The sequence below is a fragment of the Nostoc sp. genome (assembly GCF_036917555.1).
Taxonomy (GTDB): domain Bacteria; phylum Cyanobacteriota; class Cyanobacteriia; order Cyanobacteriales; family Nostocaceae; genus Nostoc.
Window position 1 is genome coordinate 104,306 of the sequence record NZ_JBALDD010000065.1, and the last position, 25,431, is coordinate 129,736.

At 40.8% G+C, this 25,431-nt stretch carries 19 protein-coding genes and 2 pseudogenes; 13 read left to right on the plus strand and 8 right to left on the minus strand.

Features of this window, described 5'->3' with window-relative positions:
* Positions 1–26: 26 nt before the first annotated feature.
* Positions 27–1,112 carry an ABC transporter substrate-binding protein gene (locus V7K60_RS26025; RefSeq protein WP_334929728.1) on the minus strand — a complete coding sequence of 362 codons (1,086 nt, stop codon included), beginning with the start codon at positions 1,110–1,112 and terminating at the stop codon, positions 27–29.
* 436 nt (positions 1,113–1,548) lie between these two features.
* On the opposite strand from V7K60_RS26025, the gene V7K60_RS26030 reads away from it, so the two are divergent.
* The 10 genes and pseudogenes from V7K60_RS26030 (at position 1,549) to V7K60_RS26070 (ending at position 15,671) form a co-directional block, all read left to right on the plus strand.
* Positions 1,549–2,115, plus strand: a complete 567-nt coding sequence (locus V7K60_RS26030) for a hypothetical protein (RefSeq protein WP_334929730.1) — start codon at positions 1,549–1,551, stop codon at positions 2,113–2,115.
* Positions 2,088–2,768, plus strand: a complete 681-nt coding sequence (locus tag V7K60_RS26035; RefSeq protein ID WP_334929732.1) for an extracellular solute-binding protein — start codon at positions 2,088–2,090, stop codon at positions 2,766–2,768. Before V7K60_RS26030 ends, V7K60_RS26035 begins: the two co-directional genes overlap by 28 nt.
* Complete coding sequence (locus V7K60_RS26040; RefSeq protein WP_334929734.1) at positions 2,746–3,126, plus strand: hypothetical protein; 381 nt, start codon at positions 2,746–2,748, stop codon at positions 3,124–3,126. Before V7K60_RS26035 ends, V7K60_RS26040 begins: the two co-directional genes overlap by 23 nt.
* A gap of 157 nt (positions 3,127–3,283) precedes the next feature.
* Positions 3,284–3,598, plus strand: a complete 315-nt coding sequence (locus V7K60_RS26045; protein ID WP_334929735.1) for a hypothetical protein — start codon at positions 3,284–3,286, stop codon at positions 3,596–3,598.
* 52 nt (positions 3,599–3,650) lie between these two features.
* Positions 3,651–5,618 (plus strand): ATP-binding protein, encoded by a 1,968-nt coding sequence (locus V7K60_RS26050; protein WP_334929737.1) that lies wholly within the window; start codon positions 3,651–3,653, stop codon positions 5,616–5,618.
* A 63-nt stretch (positions 5,619–5,681) separates the two neighbouring features.
* Positions 5,682–7,490, plus strand: coding sequence for a hybrid sensor histidine kinase/response regulator (locus V7K60_RS26055; RefSeq protein WP_334929739.1), 1,809 nt, complete (start codon positions 5,682–5,684; stop codon positions 7,488–7,490).
* A 74-nt stretch (positions 7,491–7,564) separates the two neighbouring features.
* Complete coding sequence (locus V7K60_RS26060) at positions 7,565–12,997, plus strand: trifunctional serine/threonine-protein kinase/ATP-binding protein/sensor histidine kinase (protein WP_334929741.1); 5,433 nt, start codon at positions 7,565–7,567, stop codon at positions 12,995–12,997.
* Positions 12,998–13,071: 74 nt separating this feature from the next.
* Positions 13,072–14,765, plus strand: a pseudogene (locus V7K60_RS26065) (ATP-binding protein); the annotation flags it as partial.
* Positions 14,766–14,776: 11 nt separating this feature from the next.
* Positions 14,777–15,466 (plus strand): annotated as a pseudogene (locus V7K60_RS35420) (GAF domain-containing protein); the annotation flags it as partial.
* 52 nt (positions 15,467–15,518) lie between these two features.
* Complete coding sequence (locus V7K60_RS26070; protein WP_334929743.1) at positions 15,519–15,671, plus strand: hypothetical protein; 153 nt, start codon at positions 15,519–15,521, stop codon at positions 15,669–15,671.
* Between the two features lie 24 nt (positions 15,672–15,695).
* On the opposite strand, the gene V7K60_RS26075 is transcribed toward V7K60_RS26070, so the two are convergent.
* The gene (locus V7K60_RS26075) at positions 15,696–16,823 is read right to left on the minus strand and encodes an ABC transporter ATP-binding protein (RefSeq protein ID WP_334929745.1); all 1,128 of its coding nucleotides are present in this window, start codon (positions 16,821–16,823) and stop codon (positions 15,696–15,698) included.
* A 325-nt stretch (positions 16,824–17,148) separates the two neighbouring features.
* On the opposite strand from V7K60_RS26075, the gene mrdA reads away from it, so the two are divergent.
* Positions 17,149–18,996 carry a penicillin-binding protein 2 gene (gene mrdA / locus V7K60_RS26080; protein WP_334929747.1) on the plus strand — a complete coding sequence of 616 codons (1,848 nt, stop codon included), beginning with the start codon at positions 17,149–17,151 and terminating at the stop codon, positions 18,994–18,996.
* 23 nt (positions 18,997–19,019) lie between these two features.
* Positions 19,020–20,069: a serine hydrolase domain-containing protein gene (locus V7K60_RS26085; protein WP_334929749.1), complete on the plus strand. Its 1,050-nt coding sequence runs from the start codon at positions 19,020–19,022 to the stop codon at positions 20,067–20,069.
* Between the two features lie 58 nt (positions 20,070–20,127).
* Here V7K60_RS26085 and V7K60_RS26090 read toward each other — a convergent pair whose 3' ends face one another.
* Positions 20,128–20,931 carry a M15 family metallopeptidase gene (locus V7K60_RS26090; protein ID WP_334929751.1) on the minus strand — a complete coding sequence of 268 codons (804 nt, stop codon included), beginning with the start codon at positions 20,929–20,931 and terminating at the stop codon, positions 20,128–20,130.
* A gap of 102 nt (positions 20,932–21,033) precedes the next feature.
* Between V7K60_RS26090 and V7K60_RS26095 the strand changes: the two genes are divergently transcribed.
* Entirely contained in the window at positions 21,034–21,951 is a 918-nt protein-coding gene (locus tag V7K60_RS26095) for an AEC family transporter (protein WP_334929854.1), read from the plus strand.
* A 54-nt stretch (positions 21,952–22,005) separates the two neighbouring features.
* Here V7K60_RS26095 and V7K60_RS26100 read toward each other — a convergent pair whose 3' ends face one another.
* The 5 genes from V7K60_RS26100 to V7K60_RS26120 all read right to left on the minus strand — a co-directional run bounded on the left by V7K60_RS26100 (position 22,006) and on the right by V7K60_RS26120 (position 25,422).
* Positions 22,006–22,461, minus strand: coding sequence for a hypothetical protein (locus tag V7K60_RS26100; RefSeq protein WP_334929753.1), 456 nt, complete (start codon positions 22,459–22,461; stop codon positions 22,006–22,008).
* Between the two features lie 47 nt (positions 22,462–22,508).
* Complete coding sequence (locus tag V7K60_RS26105) at positions 22,509–23,012, minus strand: hypothetical protein (protein WP_334929755.1); 504 nt, start codon at positions 23,010–23,012, stop codon at positions 22,509–22,511.
* Positions 23,013–23,153: 141 nt separating this feature from the next.
* Entirely contained in the window at positions 23,154–23,432 is a 279-nt protein-coding gene (locus V7K60_RS26110) for a hypothetical protein (RefSeq protein WP_334929757.1), read from the minus strand.
* Positions 23,433–23,864: 432 nt separating this feature from the next.
* Complete coding sequence (tsaB, locus tag V7K60_RS26115) at positions 23,865–24,521, minus strand: tRNA (adenosine(37)-N6)-threonylcarbamoyltransferase complex dimerization subunit type 1 TsaB (protein ID WP_334929759.1); 657 nt, start codon at positions 24,519–24,521, stop codon at positions 23,865–23,867.
* Positions 24,522–24,720: 199 nt separating this feature from the next.
* Entirely contained in the window at positions 24,721–25,422 is a 702-nt protein-coding gene (locus V7K60_RS26120) for a 6-aminohexanoate hydrolase (RefSeq protein WP_334929761.1), read from the minus strand.
* Between the last annotated feature and the right edge of the window lie 9 nt (positions 25,423–25,431).

Genomic DNA, 25,431 nt, shown 5'->3' on the forward strand with positions numbered 1-25,431 from the left:
TTAAAAATCTCAAATCCAAAATTTATTTAGCTGCTAGTTAATTGAGTCCAATAACGATCGTAAACCTCTTCAAATTCTCCTACAGGTGTAACACGTTCACAATTTTTTAACAGGGACTCTGGCGGAAACAAATTAGCGTTGTTTTGGATTGTTTTTGGCAATTGCTCAAATCCGGCACTATTCGGCGTAGAAATATTTAGGCGTTGAGTAATTTTGGCTGCTATTTCTGGTTGCAAAATCATGTTAATCCAAGCATAAGCTCCAGCTTGGTTGGGGGCTGTTTTGGGAATTACAATAGTGTCTGTCCATAATGAAGAACCACTGCGAGGAATCACATATTTGAGTTTAGGGTTTTCTTGAGAAATTTTTACTGCATCTGCTGAATAACACATTGCCAGTAGTAAATCTCCTGCGAGAATTTGATTTTGCCAAGCGTCAGTGTCAAAACGGGCGATCGCAGGTTTTAGCACCTTCAATTTTTCATAAGCTTGTTTGATTTCTGGTTCATTTTTTGAGTTGTAAGAATAACCGAGCATTCGTAAGGTTGCACCCATAACTTCTCGAACATCATTGAGCAGGGTCATTCGCTGATTAAGTTGCTCTTGATTTTGCCAAAGGTAATCCCAGTCTTGTGGTGCATTTTTGATTTTTTCGGAATTGTAAAGTAAACCTGTTGTCCCCCAGTTAAAAGGGATACTGTAGCGGTTATTGGGGTCATAACTAGGATTCTGAAATCGGGGAAATAAATTCTCTAGACCGATTAAGCGATCGTGATTTATTTCTGTTAACAAGCCTTTGTCTACCATCTTCTGCACCATATAATCAGATGGGTTGATGATGCTGTAAGTGCCACCGCCTCCAGCTTGCAATTTAGCCAGCATGACATCATTGGAATCATACACATCTGCCAGCACTTTCATGCCAGTTTGGCCGCTAAAAGTTTTCAATAATTGGTTGTCAGTATATTGCGTCCAGGTAAAGATATAAAGTTGGTCACGCTGACTATTGGTATTAGAATTAGCACGTACTTCAGCCAGCCTCCAGCCACAACCACCTAAAGATAAGCTAGAAAGTGCTGCCACCCCTTTTAAAAATTGGCGTCTGTTAGTCATTAAGTTAATAGTTAATCATCTTTTGTATTGTTGCCGATTGATTCTAAATATGCTTTTAATTGGAGTGCCCATAGGTAGTTTAAAGATTAACTTAAGTGTATCTACTTGTGCAACTGTTAATAAGTTACTGCTGTCAGCTAGTGTTAAGCACGATTTTTAATCAAGCTTGAGTTATAAAAATTAACAAAGAGCAAGTAATTCAACAGATTGAACAGAAATGGGAGCAAATTAGCAACCAAGTAAGCCGTGAGTCTCAACGCGCTGCTTACCGCGCCAGCCTTGGGCTAACCCCATAAGCCAATCGCTTGATTTTGTGGAAATTTATCTGTTAAGACAAGCAGGGGAGAGAAAAAAGCTTAATCCAAGCGTAATAAAAAAATTAAGATATCTGGGAACAATAAATCTGTAAATTCTCAAGATTTTGCGGAATTATAAAATGTCTAATTGGCAAAACTTTCGCTCTCAATGGCAGCGAGTTCGATATTGTCTAATTTTTCTGTCCGCCTTCTGGTTGAGCTTAGGGGTTCCGGGTTGCAGTTTATTTCCACCCAGATCTCAAATCTCTGTAGCACCCCAACTCACCCAAATCAAGCAAACTGCACAACGCTTTGACGGTGTAACAATTAACGTTATCACTCAGGATGAAACCGTTCGTACAGGTACTAAGAGACGGATTGCTGGGTTTGAAGCCTTGACTGGAGCGAAGGTCAATCTGACGGGCGTTCCTTTTCAAAATTTATACAACATGCTGCAAAATAATTGGTCTAGCAGTGCTTCAAAGTACGATATGGCAATTATTTTACCTTCATGGCAGATTGACTTTATCAATGCTGGCTTTGTAGAAGATTTAATGGCGCGAGTCAAGTCTGATGCAGCCATACAGTGGGAAGATATTGCACCGATCTTTCGGAATTTTAGTGCGACTTATAAAGGACGCATCGCATCTACAGTATTCCGTTGGATGGGGACTTTCACATGGTTTATTACCGCACTGATTTGTTAAAGCAAGCGGGGTTAACGCCTCCTACAAACTGGGATGAGTATCTGGCGATCGCCAAACGGTTTCACGGCAAAGACTTGAATGGTGACGGTAAAATGGACTATGGCTCTTGTATGTCCAAGGGTGCTGCTGATAATAACACAAGCCTGTTGATATCCATTGCCACTCCTTTTTTACAATCTCAGGGAACCGCACAAGGGACATTTTTCGACCCAGACACAATGAAGCCTCTGGTGAACAATCCCGCCTTTGCCAAAGCACTGGATATTTATAAACAAGCGATGGACTATGGAATTCCCCAAGATGAGAATCTAGGTAATTCCAAAGCTAGAGAATTATTTATTACTGGTAGGTGCGCCCTGACCATTGATTGGGGCGATGTTGGACCCTTAGCCATTGATCTATCTGTGTCTAAAGTGATGGATAAAGTAGGGGCTGTCATCACTCCAGGCACTACTCAAGTGCTCGATCACAAGACTAACAAACTGGTTGCCTGCGATAAGTTTACCTGTCCTTATGCCATTGATGGTGTCAATCTACGCACCCTACGCCGCCAATATCGGTTGGACAAGTGTAATTTATGCCAAGGCAGCACCAAAAGTGAAGGATGCCGCCTATGCGTTTTTCTCTTACATGAGCCAACCCGCTCAGTCTAACGTGGATGTGACGATTGGGGCAACGGGCTTCAACCCCTACCGAATTTCGCAATTTAAAAACTCAGATCCCTGGATTAAATCTGGGATGTCGTCTGAAGCAGCCAACAACTATCTCGCAGCGCTCGGCATCAGCTTGAATAGTCCCAATATGGTTTTGAGTTTGACCATTCCCCATAATCAACAATATCAATTTGAAGTTCTCGATGCCGTTGTATCTAAGTTTTTAGGGAACAAAATTACAACCGAGCAGGCAATGCAGCAGATTGAACAAAGATGGGAACAGATTACTAACAAAGTAGGGCTGGAGTCTCAACACGCCACTTACCGCGCCACCCTTGGGCTAAACCCCATACCATAAAGACGGCAGAAAGAGAAATCTCCAATCCTTAATCCAACTGTTCATTTGAGAGATGAAGTGGGCATCTTAGAAATAATTGGGCAAAAATAAGATTGAGAGTGACTAACAATGCATTGCCCATCTCAGTAGTTTGGGTCTGTAAAAGGAGCCACAGAGCGTGCGAAATTGGAACCTCAGCACAAAAATTATTGCTTCTTATTCAGTGCTAATCGCGGTGATGGCAGGGACAATTGCTTCGGGAATATACTGGCAGTTGTACTCTAGTCAAAGGCAGGCAATCCGTAATCGTCTTTTGGCGATTGTCAGTCTGGCAGTTCCACAAATCGATAGGGATTATCACGGATTAGTTCTCCAGCGTAGCGATCGCACCTCAGCCTTTTACAAAATCAATCAAGATAGGCTTGTATCTATTCAAGCAACTATCAAAGATATTTTACGCATTTATACTGTACGAAAACAACCAAATAAATAAAAAATTTGTCTATGTCTTAAACTACGATCCTGCCGAGCAAGGTAAAAACGTAATGATTGGCATGGATTACACAAAGTCATTAAATGATTTGTATGCAGCTGTTGCCTACAATGCACCGTTTGTTGAGCAGGAATTTGACCAAACTGGAAATGGTGAAACCATTCTTTACGGCTATGCCCCAATTACCAATCTTCAGGGTCGGGTAAATGGATTTTTGGTGGTTGAATTAAATGCAAGTTCTGTAGTGCGCCAGGAAATTCGGGTTGCTGGATTTGCTCTAGTAACTTTTTTGGCTGTGTTGTTACTGACTGTCGTTTTAGTGCGTTGGCTATCGCGATCGCTGGTAGTTCTACCAATATTACAACTCAATAGCGCCGCCAAGCAATTAGAAACGGGGAATTGGAATGCCACTCTACCAAGTAACCGCACCGATGAGCTTGGAGAACTCTCCGCATCTTTTAATAGCATGGCCAAACAGTTGCAAACATCCTTTGCAACCTTAGAACAAAAGGTAGAAGAACGCACACTACAACTAGCAGAAGCAAAAGAGAAAGCCGATACTGCTAACCTTGCTAAGAGCGAGTTTCTGGCTAATATGAGCCATGAACTGCGAACTCCGCTCAATGGCATCCTGGGCTATGCCCAAATTCTCCAAAATGGTGAACCCTTAACAGAACAAGCTAAAAAAGGTGTAGATATCATCTATCAGTGCGGCAATCATTTGCTCAATCTGATTAACGATATCCTTGACCTCGCCAAAATCGAAGCCCGCAAGTTGGAATTACATCCTAGCGATGCGAATTTCCCAGCACTTTTGGAAGGCATTGCAGAGATGATGCGCGTGCGTGCTGGTCAAAAAGGAATCCCCTTCACCTATCAACCTGATTCTAATTTACCTGTAGGCATTAGAGTCGATGAAAAACGACTACGCCAAGTGTTGATTAACTTATTGGGCAATGCGATTAAGTTTACTGACGAAGGCAGAGTTACGTTTCGCGTTAAAGCTTCGGCTTCGCTCAGCTTTAACACCAAGCGAAGCCGAGGTGTTAAAACTCACAAACTGGAAACTGCAACCTATCAAATTCGCTTTGAGGTCGAAGATACAGGGGTTGGGATATCGCCAATCGGACTCACGAAAATTTTCCAACCCTTTGAACAAGTGGGTGATGTGAAGAAACAAGGAGAAGGTACTGGACTAGGATTAGCAATCAGTCTGCAAATCGTTTCTCTGATGGGTAGCACCCTAAATGTAGACAGCCAACTTGGAAAAGGTAGCACCTTCTGGTTTGAGGTTGAACTTCTTGAAGCTCAAGAATGGGCAGTAAGTCTGCAAATAACTAAGCAAGGCAAGATTGTCGGATTTCAAGGCAGCAAGCGCCAAGTGCTGGTAGTCGATGACCGTTGGGAGAATCGCTCGGTTTTAGTTAGTCTACTGGAACCTTTGGGTTTTGCAGTGATTGATGTCAGCAATGGTCGAGAAGGATTAGACAAGGCGCAGGAGATTCATCCTGACCTGATTATTACAGACTTGATGATGCCAGAAATGGATGGTTACGAAATGCTGCGACAGTTGCGACAGATTCCTGAGTTGCAGAATGTTCCAGCGATCGCCTCTTCAGCTAGTGTATTTGAAAGTAACCAGAATGAGAGTATCACAGCCGGAGCCAATGCTTTTTTATCTAAGCCTGTAGAAGCCTCAGTGCTGCTGAAGTTGTTGGAAAAATACCTGAATCTGAAATGGATTTATGACCAAAACTCTATTGCTGTGGAGCCGATGAGTGCCAATTCAGAGGCAATATCTTCATCCACCCCAGATGAGATTGTTCCCCCAACCGAGGAGGTTTTGTCGCAGTTGCACACATTGACGTTGCAGGGACGCTTGATGGCAATCGAGCAACAGCTAAAAACTTTGGAAAAAACAGATGAGCGATACCAACCATTTGTTAAAGCGATACGTGAGTATGCAGATAATTTCCAGACTGAAAAAATCCGAGCATTCATTGAACAGTATCTTCTTTAATCGAAGGTACTGACGACTAGACACTAGAAAAGAATTCTTATAATCCCAATCCCCATTTTTGCTATGACAGCATTCTCTAGTAATTCCATTACATTTAACAATCCTGTTACCAACGTCTTTGACAATGGTATTATCCTCATTGTCGATGATGTACCAAATAACTTGAAGGTGCTCTCAGACACCTTAGCCCAAGCTGGTTTTGAAGTTGCGATCGCCACGAGTGGTGAAACTGCGCTACAACAATTAGAACATACTCCAGTGTCTTTGATTTTACTGGATGTAATGATGCCAGGAATGAATGGCTTTGAAACTTGTCAGCAGATCAAAGCCAATTCAAAAACCCAAAATATCCCGATTATCTTTATTACTGCCCTGTCTGAATCGGTGAATAAAGTTACAGGCTTTGAACTTGGAGCTATTGACTACATCACCAAACCGTTTCAACAAGGTGAAGTTTTAGCACGGGTGCGAACTCACTTAAAGCTTAACCAATTGAGCCAGTCTCTTGAAGCTAGAAATAGAGAACTGCAACAACTTACTGAGCAACTAGAGCAACGAGTCGCAGAACGAACCCAGGAATTATTTGCATCGATTGAAACTCTCAAACAAACGCAACAATTGATGCGCTTGGTATTTGATACTATTCCCCACTGGGTAGACTGGAAAGATATCAATTCAGTTTATTTGGGCTGTAATCAAAGTTTGGCTAATGCACTAAACTTAAGTTCACCTGATGAAATTGTGGGTAAAAATGACTATGACTTACTGATAAGCAAAAAAGAATCCGATTGGTATCGTGTGTGCGATCGCCGCGTCATGGAGTCTGGTCAAGCAGAACTTCACATAATTGAACAATTGCAACGGGCGGATGGTCAGCAAATTTGGTTGGATACGAGCAAGATACCTTTACGAGATGCCAAGGGAAATGTGTTCGGCATTTTATTAGTGACAGAAGATATAACCGAACATCAACTGGCACAAGAAGAACTCAAACAACAAAAACAAAATCTAGAGGAAGCGCTAGCAGAGCTTCAAGGCACTCAAGTACAATTGGTGCAAAGTGAAAAAATGTCAGCACTGGGAAACCTTGTTGCGGGGGTGGCACATGAAATCAATAACCCTGTTGGCTTCCTGGGCGGCAATATTCAACCTGCTTTAGATTATATCAAGGATATATTTAGCTTAATTGATTTGTATCAACAGGAATATTGTACTCCCAGTGGAATAATTCAAGAGGAAATCGAAGCAATTGACCTCGATTACATCCGCGAGGACTTACCTAAGTTAGTGGGTTCTATGCGAGAAGGTGTAAACCGAATTCGGGATATTAGTACTTCTTTACGAACCTTCTCTTGTGCTGATAGCGATCGCCCCATCGCTTGTAATATTCATGATGGCATAGACAGCACCATTTTGATTCTCAAACATCGTCTCAAACCTTCGGAAACCCGTCCAGAAATTAAAGTTATCAAAGAATATGGTCAGCTACCATTAGTAAAATGCTTTGCTGGGCAGTTGAATCAGCTGTTTATGAATATTCTAGCAAATGCTATTGATGCTTTGGAAAAGTCAAATATTGGACGTAGTTTTGAAGAGATAAAAACTCATCTAAATTGGATAAAAGTTATTACTCAAATTACTGAAGACAAACAAAAAATAATTATTAATATTAAAGATAATGGTAAGGGAATGAATGAAGAAATTCAATTAAAAATATTTGACAATTTATTTACTACAAAATCTGTCGGGAAAGGCACAGGATTAGGATTAGCGATCGCTCGTCAAATTGTTGAAGAAACCCATTGCGGAAAATTGAGTTTTAACTCAGTTATAGGTGAGGGGACAGAATTTATCATTGAAATTCCGGTGTAATTTTTGGCGATTTTTGTTAAACAGCTTCAGATATCTGGGAATACTAAATCTGGAAATTGTGAGGATTTAGCAATATGGCTAGCACTATTGTCAGTATGGCCGGATATCAGATCAGTGAAGAACTATACAATGGTTCCAGAACTCTAGTTTATCGAGGGTATCGAGAGACTGACTTATTACCTGTAGTGATTAAGTTGCTGAAAAATCCTTATCCGAGTTTCAGCGAACTCTTGTCGTTTCGCAATCAGTACACTATTACTAAAAATCTCAACTCACCGCTAATCGTCCAAACCTATAGCCTAGAACCCTACCAAAATGGCTATGCGCTGGTGATGGAAGACTTTGGGGGGATTTCTCTTAAAAATTATTTTACCTCACCAGAAACGCGATATATCGCGTCTCTACAAGAGTTTTTAGTTTTAGCGATCGCACTGTGCAATACCTTAGATATACTTTATCGAGAGCGGATTATTCATAAAGATATCAAACCCGCCAATATTTTAATTAATCCTGAAAGCAAACAAGTTAAATTAATTGATTTTAGTATTGCTTCTTTACTACTACGAGAAACCCAAGCAATTCAAAATGCCAACGCTTTAGAAGGTACACTTGCCTATCTTTCGCCAGAGCAAACTGGACGGATGAATCGGGGAATTGACTACCGGAGTGATTTCTACTCATTAGGTGTCACCTTTTACGAATTACTCACTGGACAATTACCATTTGTCTGTGATGAGCCGATGGAATTGCTGCATTGTCATCTTGCCAAAACTCCCATTACAGTACATCAGAACAATCCCAATATTCCCTTAGTTTTATCTGAAATAATCAGCAAATTAATGGCGAAAAATGGTGAAGACCGTTATCAGAGTGCCTTGGGAATCAAGTATGATTTAGAGATTTGTCTAAGTCAATTACAAGCCACCGGAAACATTGAATCCTTTGTACTAGGAGAGCGTGATATTAGCGAGCGCTTCCTCATCAGAGAAAAGCTCTATGGTAGAGAAAAAGAAGTTGCTCAACTATTAGCTGCTTTTGAACAAGTCAGCACAGGTAGTACAGAAATGATGCTAGTAGCAGGTTTTTCTGGCATTGGAAAAACTGCCGTTGTCAATGAAGTTCATAAACCCATTGTTCGCCAACGTGGTTACTTTATCAAAGGCAAATATGACCAGTTTGGGCGCAATATTCCCTTTAGCGCCTTTGTCCAAGCCTTCCGAGACTTAATGGGGCAATTCCTTTCAGAATCAGATGCACAACTACAAACCTGGAAAACCAAGATTCTCGAAGCCGTTGGAGAAAACGGACAAGTCTTGATTGATGTCATTCCATCATTAGAGCGCATTATCGGCAAACAGCCCCCAGTCACAGAACGATCGGGAACTGCTGCCCAAAATCGCTTCAATCTGCTGATGCAGAAATTTGTGCAAATCTTCACAAGGCAAGAACATCCGTTAGTGATGTTTTTAGATGACTTACAGTGGGCAGATTCTGCATCGCTGAAATTGCTGCAATTGTTGATGTCAGGAACCGGATATTTATTAATCTTGGGTGCGTATCGGGATAATGAAATATCACCGGCTCACCCATTCATCCTCACTGTAGATGAGATCGTTAAAACTGGGGCAGTGGTTAATACCATTACGCTGCAATCGTTAAGTTTAGCGGATATGAATCAATTGCTGGCAGATACGCTAAATTGCAAATTATCCCTAGCTGAACCGTTAACGGAATTGGTGGTGCAAAAAACGAAAGGTAATCCTTTTTTTGCCACGCAATTTATAAAAGTATTGTATGAATATGGACAGATTACTTTTGACTCAAAAACACGATATTGGCAGTGTGATATTGCTCAAGTCAGAGCCTTAGCACTCACCGATGATGTGGTGGAGTTTATGGCACTGCAATTGCAAAAGTTGCCGAACCAGACTCAGAATGTTCTCAAACTTGCAGCTTGTATTGGGGCACAATTTGATTTGAATACGCTGGCGATCGTTTCAGAACGATCGCTAGAAGCAACGGCGGCTGATTTATGGAAAGCTTTGCAAGAAGGGTTGATTATTCCGAATACGGAAATCTATAAGTTTTTTATTCAGTCTGATAGTGCATCGGTTTCTGATGCCGCAGCAAATCCGACTTATCGGTTTTTGCATGATCGCATTCAGCAAGCTGCTTATTCCCTGATTCCTAATGACCAAAAACAAATTACCCATCTAGAAATCGGTACATTGCTATTTCGCAACAGTAGCGAAACCCAGCGTCAGGAAAGAATTTTTGATATTGTCGGTCATTTTAACTTAGCCGCCGAGTTAATTACCGAGCCTGACGCTTGCTATGAATTTGCCACCCTCAACTTACAGGCAGGCAAAGCCGCTAAAGCTGCTGCCGCCTTTGATGCCGCCTTCATGTTTGTGAGCAAGGGCATTGATCGACTACCAAATACAAAATGGCAAGATAACTATCCCTTGTCCTTGGCACTGTATGATTTAGGCGCTGGAGTCGCTTACCTATGCAGCCAATTTGAGCAAACAGATCGACTAATTGCCTCAATTTTGCAAAATGCAAGAAATTTACTCGATAAAGTTAGTGCCTACGAGACTAAAATATTGTCTCATATTGCTCAAAACCAGATGCAAGAGGCTGTTTCTATTGCCCTCGATGTACTACAGCAGTTGAGACTTAAACTTCCCAAACAACCCACTAAAATCGATGTCTTGCTGGGATTAGCGAAAACAAAGCTGATCTTGGGTAATAAAAAAACAGCAGAGTTGATCGACTTACCCAAGATGAGCAATCCCAGGGTGCTGGCGATCATGCGAATTTTATCAAGTGCGGCATCTGCGACTTATGTCTGCGCTCCACAGTTGATGCCGCTATTCGTCTTTGAACGGATTAATTTATCAGTTTGCTACGGTAATACCGCCCTTTCAGCCGTTGCCTACGCTTGGTATGGAATGATTCTTTGCGGTGTGGTGATGGATATTGAAGCGGGTTATCAGTTTGGGCAATTGGCTTTGCAAGTGTTAGAGCGTTTTAACGCCACTGATTCAAAGGCACAAACCCTCTTCATAAACTGTATCTTAATCAGTCATTGGCGCGAACCTGTAAAAGACAGCATTCCATTGCTGTTAGAGGCTTACCAAACAGGGCTAGAAACAGGAGATGTAGAATATGCAACTTGGGCGGTGGGTATGTATTCTTACAACCAGTATTGTACGGGAAAACACTTGAGCGACACGGAACAAACAATGCGATCGCTACTATCGGCGATCGCCCCGTTGAACCAGAAAAATGGCTCAATTTACCTACAACTTCATCATCAAGTTACCTTAAATCTTCTGGGTCATACCAACAATCCTAGCATCTTGTCGGGGGAAAGTTATCAAGCTGCCGAGGTAATTCCTATGCAGCAAGCCACCAAAGATCACTTAGGGTTGTTCATAAGCTATGTTCACCAACAATACTTACATTACTTGTTTGAGGAGTATGCTGAAGCCGTTGAAAAAGCGAAGGTGGCAAAACTTTATCTTGATAGTAGTGTATCATCATTGGGCACAGTCCTACATTACTTTTATGACTCCCTAGCGCGATTGGCTGTTTATCCAAAAGTCTCATCTTCAGAACGTCAGCAACTCCTCAAGCAGGTCAAAGCGAATCAGAAAAAACTGAAGAAGTGGGCTTTTTACGCCCCAAGCAATTACCAACATAAGTTTCTACTGGTAGAAGCAGAACAACATCGGATACTGAAGAAATATCCAGAGGCGATCGCTCTCTACGATCGCGCCATCGCCCTCGCCAAAGAAAATCAATACCTCAACGAAGAAGCATTAGCCAACGAACTTGCCGCCAAATTCTATCTCGATTGGGGCAAAGAAAAAATCGCTCAAGTCTATATGACAGAAGCCTATTATTGTTACACCCGTTGGGGAGCCAAAGCCAAAGTGATTGATTTAGAAACCCGATATCCCCAACTACTCGTAGGAATTTTCCAGAAACAGCAACCATTTTTCACACTCACAGAAACGATGATTCCGATCTCCTCTCACACTATTCAGAGTTCCAGCTTCGGTAATGGTAGCTTTTCAGAAGCTCTCGATCTAGCAACTATTCTCAAAGCTTTTCAATCTCTCTCTAGTGAAATTGAGTTGGAGAAATTACTCTCGACCCTACTTCAGGTGATACTCAAAAACGCAGGAGCTGATAAATGTGCGTTGCTGATGCCTTCAGGCTCGCACTGGGTAATTGAGGCATTATCCCAACTCGAAGGGCCTGCCATTGTCTTGCGTTCGCTGCCCTTTGAGGATCATCAAATAGTACCTGTTGCCCTGATTAATTGGGTCAAAAACACCCTATCATTGGCTGTGATTGAGAATGCAGTAGTCGAGCCAACCCTCGTGGCTGACCCCTATATTCTGCGCCATTCACCTAAGAGTATTCTCTGTGCGCCAATTCTCAACCAAGGCAAGTTGATTGGCATTTTGTACCTCGAAAATAACCTGACGGTGGGAGCTTTTACCAGCGATCGCCTACAAGTTCTCAAACTCCTCACTACTCAAGTAGCTATTTCTCTAGAAAATGCCCAATTATATCACAAATTAGAGAACTATTCCCATACTTTGGAGCAAAAAGTAGAAGAACGCACCCAGGAAATAACAGAAAAAGCAACTCAGTTAGAATTAACACTAGAGAAACTTTACTCAACTCAAGCCCAACTAATTCAATCAGAAAAAATGTCTGGTTTGGGACAGCTAGTTGCTGGGATTGCTCATGAAATTAATAATCCAATTAATTTCATCTATGGCAACTTACAACCAGCGAGTGAATACGTTGCATCCTTAATTGAATTAAATAATTTATATCAGCAACTTTATCCGCAACCATTGCCAGAGATTGCCGAAAAAATGGCAGATATAGAACTAGAATTTTTAGTGAACGATTTACAAAAGCTCTTATCCTCGATGAGGGTGGGAGCAGATCGCATCTGTCAAATTGTGCTGTCATTGCGAAATTTTTCCCGTTTGGATGAATCAGAAATCAAACCCGTAGACATTCACTCTGGTATTGATAGCACGCTGTTAATTTTGCAGCATCGACTTCAGAATAATAGTAAACATCCAGAGATTGTAGTTATTCAGAAATATGGTCAACTACCTTTAGTTAATTGTTATGCTTCTGCTCTGAATCAGGTGTTTATGAACATTATCAACAATGCCATTGATGCCTTAGAAATATCAGATACAAATCGCCAGCTTACTATTGTAATTCAGACTGAATTAAAAGAATCAAACAAGATATTAATATCTATTGCAGACAACGGTATAGGCATGAGCAAGTCCGTGCAAAATCAGATATTTAACCCATTTTTTACGACGAAATCAGTAGGTAGTGGTACGGGTTTAGGATTATCAACTAGCTATTCGATTGTGGTAGAAAAACATGGGGGTCAGTTAAGTTGCATTTCTACACCAGGAGAGGGAACAGAATTTTTTATTAAAATTCCAGTATAATTTTTGGTGATTTTTGTTAAACAACTTCAGATATCTGGGAATACTAAATCTGAAAATCTTAAGGATTTAGCAATATGGTTAGCACTCTAGTCAGTATTCCTGGATATCGCATCTATACAGAACTTTACAATGGTTCCAGAACTATAGTTTATCGAGGGTATTGAGAAACCGACTCATTACCCGTAGTGATTAAACTGCTGAAAAATCCTTATCCCAGCTTCTCTGAACTCTTGTCGTTTCGCAATCAGTACACCATTGCCAAAAATCTCAACTCACCGCTAATCATCCAAACCTACAGCCTGGAGGCGTATCAAAATGGCTATGCGTTGGTGATGGAAGATTTTGGCGGGATTTCTCTAAAAGAGTGGGGAGTGGGGGAAAGTGTAGAATCTCTGATGGAGTTTTTAGAAATAGCGATCGCACTGTGCAATGCCTTAGATATATTGTACCAGAATTGCACTATTCATAAAGACATCAAACCCGCGAATATTTTAATTAATCTCGAAACAAAACAAGTTAAATTAATTGACTTTAGTATTGCATCTCTGCTGCCACAAGAAACTCAAGAAATCCAAAATGCCAATACCCTAAAAGGAACTCTGTCCTATCTTTCACCAGAGCAAACTGGAAAGATGAACCAGGGTATTGACTACCGGAGTGACTTCTACTTCTACTCATTAAGTGTCACATTTTACAAACTACTCACAGGACAATTACCATTTATCTCTGACGATCCAATGGAATTGGTACATTGTCATCTTGCCAAAACCCCTACTTTAGTACATCAGATAACTCCTGAAATTCCGTTAGTTTTATCGAAAATAATCAGCAAATTGATGGCAAAAAATACCGAGGATCGCTATCAGAGTACATTAGGAATAAAGCATGATTTAGAAATTTGTCTTAATCAATTAAAAGCCACTGGAAATATTGAATATTTTACAAACAGAGAGTGAGATATTAGCGATCTTTTTACCATTATGGAAAAATTATATGGTCGAGAAAAGGAAGTCAATGAACTACTAGAAGCATTTGATAGAGTATCCACAGGAAACAGCAAAATGGTATTGATCACTGGGTTTTCTGGCATCGGTAAAAGGTAATTAATGAAGTTTACAAACCTATAGTCAAACAACAGGGATATTTTATTAAAGGGAAATTTGACCAGTTTAATCGCAACATTCCTTTTTCAGCATTTGTCCAAGCATTCCGAGATTTAATGGGACAATTGATTGCAGAAAGTGATGTCCAAATCCAGCAATGGAAAAGTCAAATTATTCAAGTGTTAGGTGAAAACGGACAGGTAATTATTGATGTCATTCCCGAATTAAAACGCATTATTGGTACTCAAACACCTGCAACAGAATTATCTGGTATTGCTGCACAAAATAGATTTAATTTATTATTCCAAAAATTCCTTCAATTATTTACTCAAAATCCACATCCATTAGTGATATTTGTGGATAATTTACAATGGGCTGATTCGGCTTCATTGAAACTTATTCAATTATTAATGAGTGATGCAAATTAAGGATATTTATTATTAATTGGGGCATATCGTGATAATGAAGTATCACCTGCACATCCTTTGATATTGACATTGGATGCAATTAGGAAAGCAGCGGCAATTGTAAATACAATTACCCTAGGACCTCTAAGTCAATTAAAATTGAACAAGCTGGTAGCTGATACGTTAAGATGTACCGAGAACTTGGCGTTTTTTCTATCAGAATTGATTCATCGAAAAACTCAAGGTAATCCTTTTTTTATCCGAACGCTCAAATACAAACCATCTTTGAACCACAATTACTAGACACTTGTCAAGATATCCCCAGAAAAATTATTAACTATGTCAAGAATACCCAAGAAACCGTTGTCATAGATAATTGCCAAACAGATATCAGGGGGGTGATTGGGGAATATATGCATTCCTCACAACCCCAGAGTGTCTTGTGTACACCAATTATTAATCAAGGGCATTTAGTGGGGATTTTATATCTGGAAAACCAAATCACTTCTGGAGTATTTACCCAGGAACAATTGCAAGTAATTAACTTACTTTCTTCCCAAGCAGCAATCTCTCTAGAAAATACCAGACTTTATCAAAAAGCTCAACAAGCATTACTTGATTTACAACAGGCACAATTACAAATTGTTCAAAGTGAAAAAATGTCAGCTTTGGGTAACTTAGTTGCTGGTGTCGCTCATGAAATGAATAATCCTCTCGGTTTTATTGCTGCTACTCTAAAACTTGCTCAACCTACCGTCGCAGATATTAGCGAACACCTGAAGCTCTATCAAGAAACTCTACCAAATCCAGGCGAGGAAATCAAAGACCACGCCGAAGAAATTGACTTAGACTATAGCTTATCAGACTTGCCCAAGATGATTGATTCCATGACTATGGCGTGCGACAGGTTAAAAAATATCAGTACTAGTCTTCGCACTTTCTCCCGCGCTGACAAGAATTCGCTACGAATTAATGAAATGTTGTACTAAGTAAAGTAAATGTGAGGTAAATATGTGTAAGAAGGCACTAAATGACGAGGTATTGCTTTTACGTCAGCAAAATGCACAATTGCTGCAACAGTTAGAAGCATTGCAAGAACTTTATTCAACTACGCTGTTAGCTGAACAACATCAAATTTGGGAATTAGTTACTGGGTTAATCTAAAATCTAAAATCCAAAATTGTTTGACTATTGACTAATAGCTAAACAATCAGTTTCTGCCCACCAGGCATAAATAGGCGTGTCGCGGTCTGGTAAAGTGCCAAAAGTATTAGGTTGCAACACATTGATGCTAATGCCATTTGTTAATTCCATAACATAATTAACGTGTGTGCCCAAATACATAACGTTGACAAGCCGTCCTTCAAAGCAGTTAGCTGGCAAATTAGGTGGATACAGCGAAAGCTGTATTTTTTCTGGACGCACACTTACTACTACAGCTTGTGATAATTCAGTTGGTGTATCTTCAGTGCGGCTAATAACAATTGATAGTCCTATTTTTGTGGAAATTTTAATATTAGAGGAGTCTACCGCGACGATTTCACCACTGAATAAATTAGTATCACCAATAAAATCAGCAACAAAGGATGTACAGGGACGTTCGTAAATTTGGTTGGGAGTGCCAACTTGTTCAATTTTGCCTCGATTCATCACGGCAATGCGATCGCTCAAAGACAATGCTTCTTCTTGGTCGTGTGTCACCATCACAAAGGTTAACCCCAAGTCTTTGTGTAAATTTGATAACTCAACCTGCATTTCCTTACGTAGTTTTAAATCTAACGCCCCTAAAGGTTCATCCAGTAGTACAACGGTGGGACGGTTGACTAAAGCCCTTGCTAAGGCGACTCGCTGCTGTTGGCCCCCAGAAAGTTGATTGGGAAAGCGCGATCGCAAACTTTCCATTTTCACAAGTTTTAAAGCTTCTTGGACTCTAGCTTCAATTTTCGATTTGGGTATTTTTTTTAACCGCAGTCCAAAGGCGATGTTATTCCAGACATTCAGGTGGTTAAATAGAGCGTAACTTTGAAATACAGTATTGACGGGTCGGCGGTAAGGAGGCACATTAGTCATGGACTGACCCTGAATAAACACCTTACCAGCATCAGCAATTTCAAACCCAGCAATTAAGCGTAGTGTTGTTGTTTTACCACAACCGGAGGGGCCTAAAATACTAAAAAATTCTCCTTGTCTGACATCCAAATCTATTCCATTTACTGCTGGTTCTTGGTTAAAAAACTTGAAGACGTTACGCAGTTCAACATCAAGTGGCTGAAAACTTGTTATCCCCCTCTGATTTTGCATGACAATTTGAGCCATAATCCTCAGTAGAATGCCGTGATCTTACGTTATTTTGTCAATTGCTCTAGTCTTTTGGGCAGACTATATTTGACACTTTGGTTTATTGTATCCGCCAAAAACAATTGTTCAAGAATATACTCGCCTGATTCTTTCATACCCAGTAAGGAGAATAAAATTGTGGTAAATTTATATACTTAAAATCCTGTTTAGAGATTCTGTGATTAAGTTAACATGCCTTAAAATTGCATAATAGCAATTGCTAAAAGACTGGCTAGAATTGCATTTATTCATTTGGAATACTTCGACAAGCTCAGTACAAGTTTTGAATTTTGAATTAATACTTATGTCTTTATTCCCATCACTTGGCAGCAAAAAAGATACACGTACAGTTGGACGTGGTTTCCAATCAATATTTTTAATCGTATTTACCCTATTAATGACCAGTGGGATTGAGGCTCGTTTGGCTTACTTGCAAATAGTTGAAGGGCCAAAACTCCGGGAACGAGCTGAAGCAAACCGAATTCGGATGATTACCAAACAACCAGAACGGGGCAATATTTTTGACCGGAATGGCAAACTTTTAGCCAGTACTCGCTATCCTAGCTCAGTATATTTGTGGCCAATGGCACATACTAAGCCTTCCTGGTCTGTAGTCGGCCCGCGTCTGGCGCAAATTCTCAACATTCCCCAAGATGAGATGGAAAAGAAATTAGAACAAGCAGGTGCTAATTCTTCTTCACTCATCCGGGTTGCTCGCGATTTAAATGAAGCAGAAATTACGGCATTAAAGGAGTATAAAAATGAACTCCCAGAAGTGGAAATCAATACAGATTCTGTACGTTATTATCCCCACGGCAAGGAATTAGCGCACGTACTAGGTTATACACGAGAGTTGACCGCTGACCAGTTAAAGGGCAAGAAGGAGTTAGGCTATCGATTGGGAGATGTAATCGGTCAAATGGGTGTGGAAAAAGCTTATGAGAAAGCTCTACGGGGCGAATGGGGCGGTCAGCAAGTGGAAGTGGATGGTGCGGGTAGACCAATCCGGGTTATAGGGGAGAAACAGGCAAAAGCTGGTAATGATTTGCACCTGACCATAGATTTGGATGTGCAAAAAGCAGCCCAAAAAGCTTTGGGAAATCACCGAGGTGCGATCGCAGCACTCGATCCGAATAATGGTGCTGTTTTAGCGTTGGTATCTTACCCCACCTTTGACCCAAATATCTTTTCTAAACAAAAACTCTCCCAGAAAGATTGGGAAAGCGTGCAAGGTAAAGATCATCCCTTGGTTAATCGTGCCCTGAGTGCCTTTCCGCCCGCCAGTACTTTCAAAATTGTCACTACAACAGCTGGACTCGAATCAGGTGAATTTTCTCCTGACTCAATACTACAAACCTTTGGTTCTCTTACCGTGGGTGGGGTGACATTTGGTGAGTGGAACCACGCTGGATTTGGGCCATTAGGATTTCCGAGAGCGATCGCTATGAGTAGTGATACTTTCTTCTATCAAGTTGGTAGAAAAGTCGGTGGTCCCACTTTAATCAAATGGAGTCGCAAATACGGGTTTGGTCAAAGAACTGGTATTGAATTTCGTGATGAAGAATCAGTAGGCTTGGTTCCAGATGAAACATGGAAGCAGAAAGCTTGGAAGATACCTTGGACTGTAGGCGACACCATTAATATGTCAATTGGTCAAGGCGCTTTGCAAGTGACACCTCTGCAATCAGCGATTATGTTTTCTGTCCCTGCTAATGGTGGATATCGAGTTCAGCCGCATTTGCTTAAAGATAACGAAGAAGCAAAAAGTTGGCGAGAATCCTTAAATATGAAGCCGACAACTATCAAAGTTCTCCGCGACGGACTGCGGAAGGTGGTGAGTGAAGGCACTGGTAAGCGCTTGGACGTGCCGACAATTGCCCCAGCGTCCGGGAAAAGTGGCACAGCTGAAGCTGGTGTTGGTCGCCCAAATCATACATGGTTTGGTGCTTATGCGCCCAGTAATAAGCCAGAAATTGTGGTTGTGGCCTTTGGGGAAAATACTGGCGAACATGGTGGTACTATTTGCGGGCCAATGGTTTTACAAGTACTAGAAGCTTATTTTCAGCATAAGTATCCAGGTAAGTATCAAAAACCTCAGCCTGACCCATCAGAAGCTAAAACTCAAAGTTCAGGACATGGCACTGGAGACTAGCAGGAGGCAGAAGGTTGGAAATCGTGATTGACGACTATATTCGAGCCATAATGACTAAAAACCAGATTCCGGGGCTTTCTGTTGCAGTGGTGCGGGAAGGTGAACCTGTTTTAGTTAAGGGCTATGGACTGGCAAATGTTGAACACTCTGTTCTAGCGACTGAACATACAGTTTATGAAATTGCCTCTGTCGGTAAAACTTTTACCGCTACAGCCATAATCATGCTGGTTGAGCAAGGGATAATTTCGTTAGAAGATGCGATCGCAGACTATCTCGATTGTCTACCCCTAACATGGCAAAATGTCACAATCGGGCATATTCTGTCTCATCAGTCTGGAATTCCTAGTTATACCGATGCCCCAAACTACTGGGAAATTACCCATCTTAATTTATCGAAATCTGAAATTTTGGCTTTAGTTACTCACCTACCCCTCAAGTTCCAACCGGGTGAGTTTAGCGCCTATGACAACACAGGTTACTATCTACTGGGTTTGATCCTAGAAAAGGTAACTGAACAATCTTATGGAGATTTGTTACAAGAGCGCATTTTTGCTCCTTTGGGAATGAGTGCAACCGTGATGAATAATCCCAGTGAAATAGTTCCACACAGGGCTGCTGGCTATCGGTTGCTAAACAGCAAACTCATTAACAAACCTTACTACAGTCCTTCTGTTACCTATTCGGCTGGAGGTCAACTTTCCAGCGTAGAAGATATGGTGAAGTGGGAACAGGCGCTTTGTGGTGAAACTTTGCTAAAGCAATCAACCCTTGATTTGATGTGGACTCCTCATTTTCCAAATCAGGGTGATGATTGGGAAAAGTTAAGATATGTTGCAGGTTTAGGTTGGTGGGTATTGAATTATGGCAATCGCCGAGTAGTTAGTCATAATGGTTCGATACTAGGATTCGCAAGTAACATTACCCGCTTTATTGATGACAAAATTACCGTGATTTTACTTTGCAATCTAGATAAAATTTCTCGACCAGATGCGATCGCTAAGAAAATTGCTGAATACTACTGTCCAGCCCTTAAAGAACTAGTGCTTCAGCCTCCACTAGATGAGAGGGAGTAAGGAGAGAGGAAGAGAACCAATTAATTACTCCTGACTCTTGTCTTTTGTCTTTTGTCTTTTATGGCGATATCTTAGCGGGTTTCAAGTTTCTGGCTTTGTAAAACATTTCCAAGCTATTGCGATCGCCTACAAAACGCCAGTGCCAAGGCTCATAACTTACACCTTGAGCATTATCTTTGGGAAAAGACATTTCAAAGCTAAAACGTGCTGCATTTGCTTGCAGCCACCGATAAGCCTTGGTATTGTCAAAGTTTGTTTGAAGATTAGTTGCTGGTACTGCTCCGTCTCCAACATCCACAGCATAACCTGTGTGATGTTCGCTATGACCAGGAGGAGCGCTGAGGGCGGCTCGTTGTGCTGGCGTTTGATTTCGCTGGGCACCGACAGCAAAAAACAACTGCTCTTGGTCTTTGACTGAGCGAAAGCCAGAAATTGGTACTAAAATTACACCTGAGCTCCGCGCTGCTGCTACCATCTCCTCAAACTTTTGGGCAGCAGCTTTTCGCATTCTAATGCCCCTATTTGCGGAGATGGTTACTAGTTCTGACTCAGGGGCTTCTGGGTATGGAAAATGCCCTAACACAGTATCGCTGGAATTATTAGATGCTGTTGGAGTTGTAGGAGTAGAAGTAGCTGGTAAAAGTTGAGAATCGGCGGTTTTTTTGGGTGCTGTGACCAAAAACAAAAAACTGCCAATTAAAGCTAGCAAGACAAATCCTGCAATTCCCCCAATAAAGATAATTCGGGGTTGCAACCAAATTTTAGATGCTGCAACAGGGGTATCGCGTACAGCCACTGGAATATCATCGCCAAGGTCATTCGATGAGTTTTGCGGTTTTCCAGAAAACCCTGTCTTATTCAAGGGTAAACTCCTGTTTTTGTGGAATAGCCATAACAGATTTTGCACTGGACAAAAGTAAACGTAACAGGTAGCATTTTACATCTGTGGTTCTTAGGCGCAACCTTGACAAACCTTTTAGAACTATACGTCAAGCTGGGAGGATTAGTCCTGGTAGGTTTTATACTGGGACGCAAACTACCTGTAACAGTTCCTACACGTTTGGGACTGTTTCTTTTTTGGGTGGGAGTACCCATAAGCATAGTATCGTTTTTGCGTCAATCTAGTTTATCAGGGCAATTTTGGATTGCACCTGCAATCGCTTACCTCGCTATTTTACTAGGAGCATTTTTAGCTTGGTTAGGGATTAAAGCACAAGCCTATTTTAAAAAGACTGTTCCCCAACCACCAACTCAGGCTAGCTTGATATTAGCTGCAATGTTAGGTAATACTGGTTATCTTGGTTTTCCGATCACCTTAGCAATGGTAGGCAAGGAATACTTTGCTTGGGCGCTATTTTATGATTTGCTAGGTTCATTCCCAGGAACTTATGCTTTGGGTGTGTTGCTAGCAGCGCGTTTTGGTGGCGGTGTCCAGAATCATTGGCAGATTACTAAAGCCATTTTAATTAATCCTGCGCTGTGGGGTTTCGGATTTGGCTTGCTGTTTCGGCAGGTGACAATTTCCACAGTTGCGGAATTCTGGTTAGAAAAATTTGCTTGGAGTAGTGTAGCTTTATCCCTGGTGTTAATTGGAATGCGACTGGCGCTGCTCAAATCTTGGCGTAGCCTACCACAAGTAGGGATAAGCTTAGGAATCAAAATGCTGCTAGTTCCCTTGATATTGGGTAGCATCTTACCCCTGTTTGGATTAACTGGGGCGATCGCAAAGATAATCGTGCTACAAATGGCCATGCCTCCAGCTTTCGCCACACTGGTAATTGCTGAGACATTCAATCTCGATCGCGATCTGGCAGTTACTGCCTTAGCTGCTGGGGCTATAGTATTGTTGGTTACTCTCCCAGTTTGGTTGTGGCTGTTTTGATTTTGGATTCATGTACTGTGATACGATCGCTTAAAACCCCAGGAAAAGCGTATTTTATCGTTCTAATGTAAGCGTGTTTAGAAGATGCTTTTGAAATACTACTAATCCGCCTTGGCTCCCCCAATGTTTGTTGAATGTAGGGGTTTCCAACTTCATCACTTTACCCCCTTGAAGATGGACATGATAACCAAACACTATGTCTTGTTCAGGAGGTAGACTCGAATAATCCGCTATCCAAATTACTTGAACGCGACGGGAGATACCAAATTCTCCTTCGGGAGTCTCTTTATACAAAGTGTTGTTCAGAAGTTTGACAATATGCGTTACTTTGGTACGCTGTCTTAAAAGAATAAGTTCGCTTTCTTCTGGTTTGAGGGCGTTCTCTGCTTGTTCTGTTTTCCAATTTAATTGAAAAATGTTTAAAACCGGGCCAACATTTTGATAAGCCCAATATTTATCATCACCCTGATGATTTACATTTTTAGTCCACTTTAATTCTGTCAAATCCATACATTTAATCTCTATTGTAACAATAAACTTTATATATCAATATTCAGCTATGGATTTTGTATTACTCCAGAATAACTGCTACTCTCAATTTTTACAGTTTTAACATCACAAGTGGAAAAAGTGCTATTTGCCATATTTGTAGAAATTTGCTTAAACCCTTGTTCTGTTAATATCTTGCCACTATCAGATATAATAATGCTCATAGTCTTATTACTACTATCAAAGGTTGCTTCAGCCGCTCCTGCCATACTCTCATTAAAATTTGTTGCACATAATCTTCCGTTTACCTTTCCAGATATTGAAGAAGATTCAGATCCACTTCCAGAAGATGAAGAAACAGATGAAACTGGTGGAAATGAAATATTGTTTTGTTTAATCAAGGCTAAAATTAAAAATCCTAAGATAATAAATATGATATTAAAAAACATTCTTAAACCTTTGTGACATGAGCGGATAAATATAGAAGATACATAAATTTCTTCATAGGATTTTCTAGTAAATCCTGATATATACCACTTACAGAAACTCCATAAAGCTGATAATATCACCACCTTGGGGTCATATTGCTTCTTGACATAAGTAGATTGAGAATATTCTAAAGGTTTATCTGTTAATTGTTTTTTGGTAGGAGAATTTGTTAATTTAATTTCCGATGAATTTGATGAAGGCGGTAATTCCTCTGCTAATGTAAATTATTGGCTCCATGCCGGGAAGTCTTCACCTGTCTGTCGTCCGTACACCTGAACTATTTTAACGGACGAAATATCCAAACTTATTATTCCTCTGTGAATCAACTCAACTAAAACCTGTTGCTCTGGAACTGAAGTTGATTCCAACATTATCTTTAAGCAACTATTTTTAAAAGCAATCTTGGCATTGATACCTTTAGGTTGGAGAGAGCGGTTTATCAAGACACCAATCGCTTGTACATCACCCTGCTTTGCAAGTTTCAGATAATTTAATTGCGTCATTTTTTAGTTCAAATAGGTTTGGTAGTGCTGAACTCTACAAAGCCCTATCTGTTGTGGACATATAGCAATTATTTCCCACATCCTATTCTCTACAAACTATTGCTGTCATCCGAAGAAAACGAGGATTTCTAAAAAATAACATTAGGTCTTTTCAGGAAATTTACTGAAGGATTATCATTGAAAAGCTGTAATTTTTTCAACGAGTTTCATGGAATTCACCATCCCTCTATAGGTCAATACAGTTCAGTTAAGAATTTCTTCCTTCTCTTTCCTCTCTTACTTTGCGTTCTTTGCGTCCTTGGCGGTTCATAAAAAAAATTGACCTTGACAAATAGTTTTAGTCTTAACCCAACGTATTGCTCTATAGGTAAGTTATTTCTGCGCGATTCCTTAGCATAATTAGAGCGTGGCGAAGGAATTGATGCATATCAGTTAAACTTCTACTGGATGCTGCCCATAATATGGTAAAGCCTCTGACCAATTAGGACACTTGCCCTCTTGCCAATCGAGATTAGCTAATTCCAAAATACTTGTCACCGTTGCTGCTAACCCAGATTGGGCTTGAATCAGCTGATAATTAGTGTTCCAATTCGCTAAAGTTTCCTGCCATGCTTCTGGTGTCAACACTCTATCTGACAAACACACTTTTAGTTTAGAAGTATCTGGCTCAAACTGATAAATAGCAGCGAAAATTTGACCTCGTTGTGCTGGCATTTCCACAGCAATAGTTTTTAGATTTTGACTTTTGCCTACTTCTGACCAAGCTACCGCAGCCAAAGTTGAAATCGCAAATACAGGAATATCTAACTGTTGTCCCAAAGTGCGAGCAGTCACGACACCAATCCGAGTTCCTGTAAAGCCGCCGGGGCCTTTTGCAACTGCGATAAAGGACAAATCTGCCCAAGTTTGCGGTTTGATAAATTCAATTAAATATTGATGCACTAAGCTAGATAGATCGCGCCCCAAATTCCAAATTTGAGAGCGAGTATCGCCTGCAAAATTACTAATTGCTAGACCTAATTCAGGTGTAGTGGTATGTAGTGCTAAAGCGTATTTATTTATTGGAAGGTTTTCTAGTTCCGTTGTCAAAGTTATTTAAAATATCTATTTTTATAGAGTTAACGTGATTTATTCAAGCATATAACATAGCGGTTGTTAATTGAATAGACTACATTTCTTTTCTTCTGCTTTGGACAGAAGTCTCAGGAGAAAGGTTTTGCTATTTGAACAAAATCATAAAGTGATCGCAAATTTTTGCTTGCTGTTGACTTTCTATGTGCGATCGCGGCTATGATGGGGGATTTGGATTACCGCCTTGCTGTCTCAATAGATAGTCCAAAACTCGGTCAATTCGCTCCAAGGCAGCACCTGTGGTAAGTTGAAACTCCTGAAACTGAGATTTTTGTTCCTCAAAGCTTCGGTCAAGCTTTAGCATGAGTGCTTCTAATCGCTCAGTTCGTGCCTTTGTTTCCTCGATCTCACTGCCTGCCTTTGTAAATAGGCGTTGCGTGTGAGTGATAAAACTATCAACCCTATCAGAAACTTGGTCAACTTTTGCCCCTACCTGGTCAACACCCACCCCTATTTGGTCAAGGTGAGATTGGGTGCGGTCTTGTTTTATCGTCAACTCATCAAGGTGAGATTGAGTACGGTCTTGTTTTATCGTCAACTCATCAAGGTGAGATTGAGTACGGTCTTGTTTTATCGTCAACTCATCAAGGTGAGATTGAGTACGGTCTTGTTTTATCGTCAACTCATCAAGATGAGATTGAGTACGGTCTTGTTTTATGGTCAACTCATCAAGATGAGATTGAGTACGGTCTTGTTTTATGGTCAACTCATCAAGATGAGATTGGGTACGGTCTTGTTTTATGGTCAACTCATCAAGCCGCCTGTTTGCTGATTCTGCGTAGCTAGCAGTAGACACTAGCAATCGCTTAACAGTTTCGAGTTCATCTTCTACATGGTCTAGTCGCTGTGCGTTGGTCATGCTGTTTTC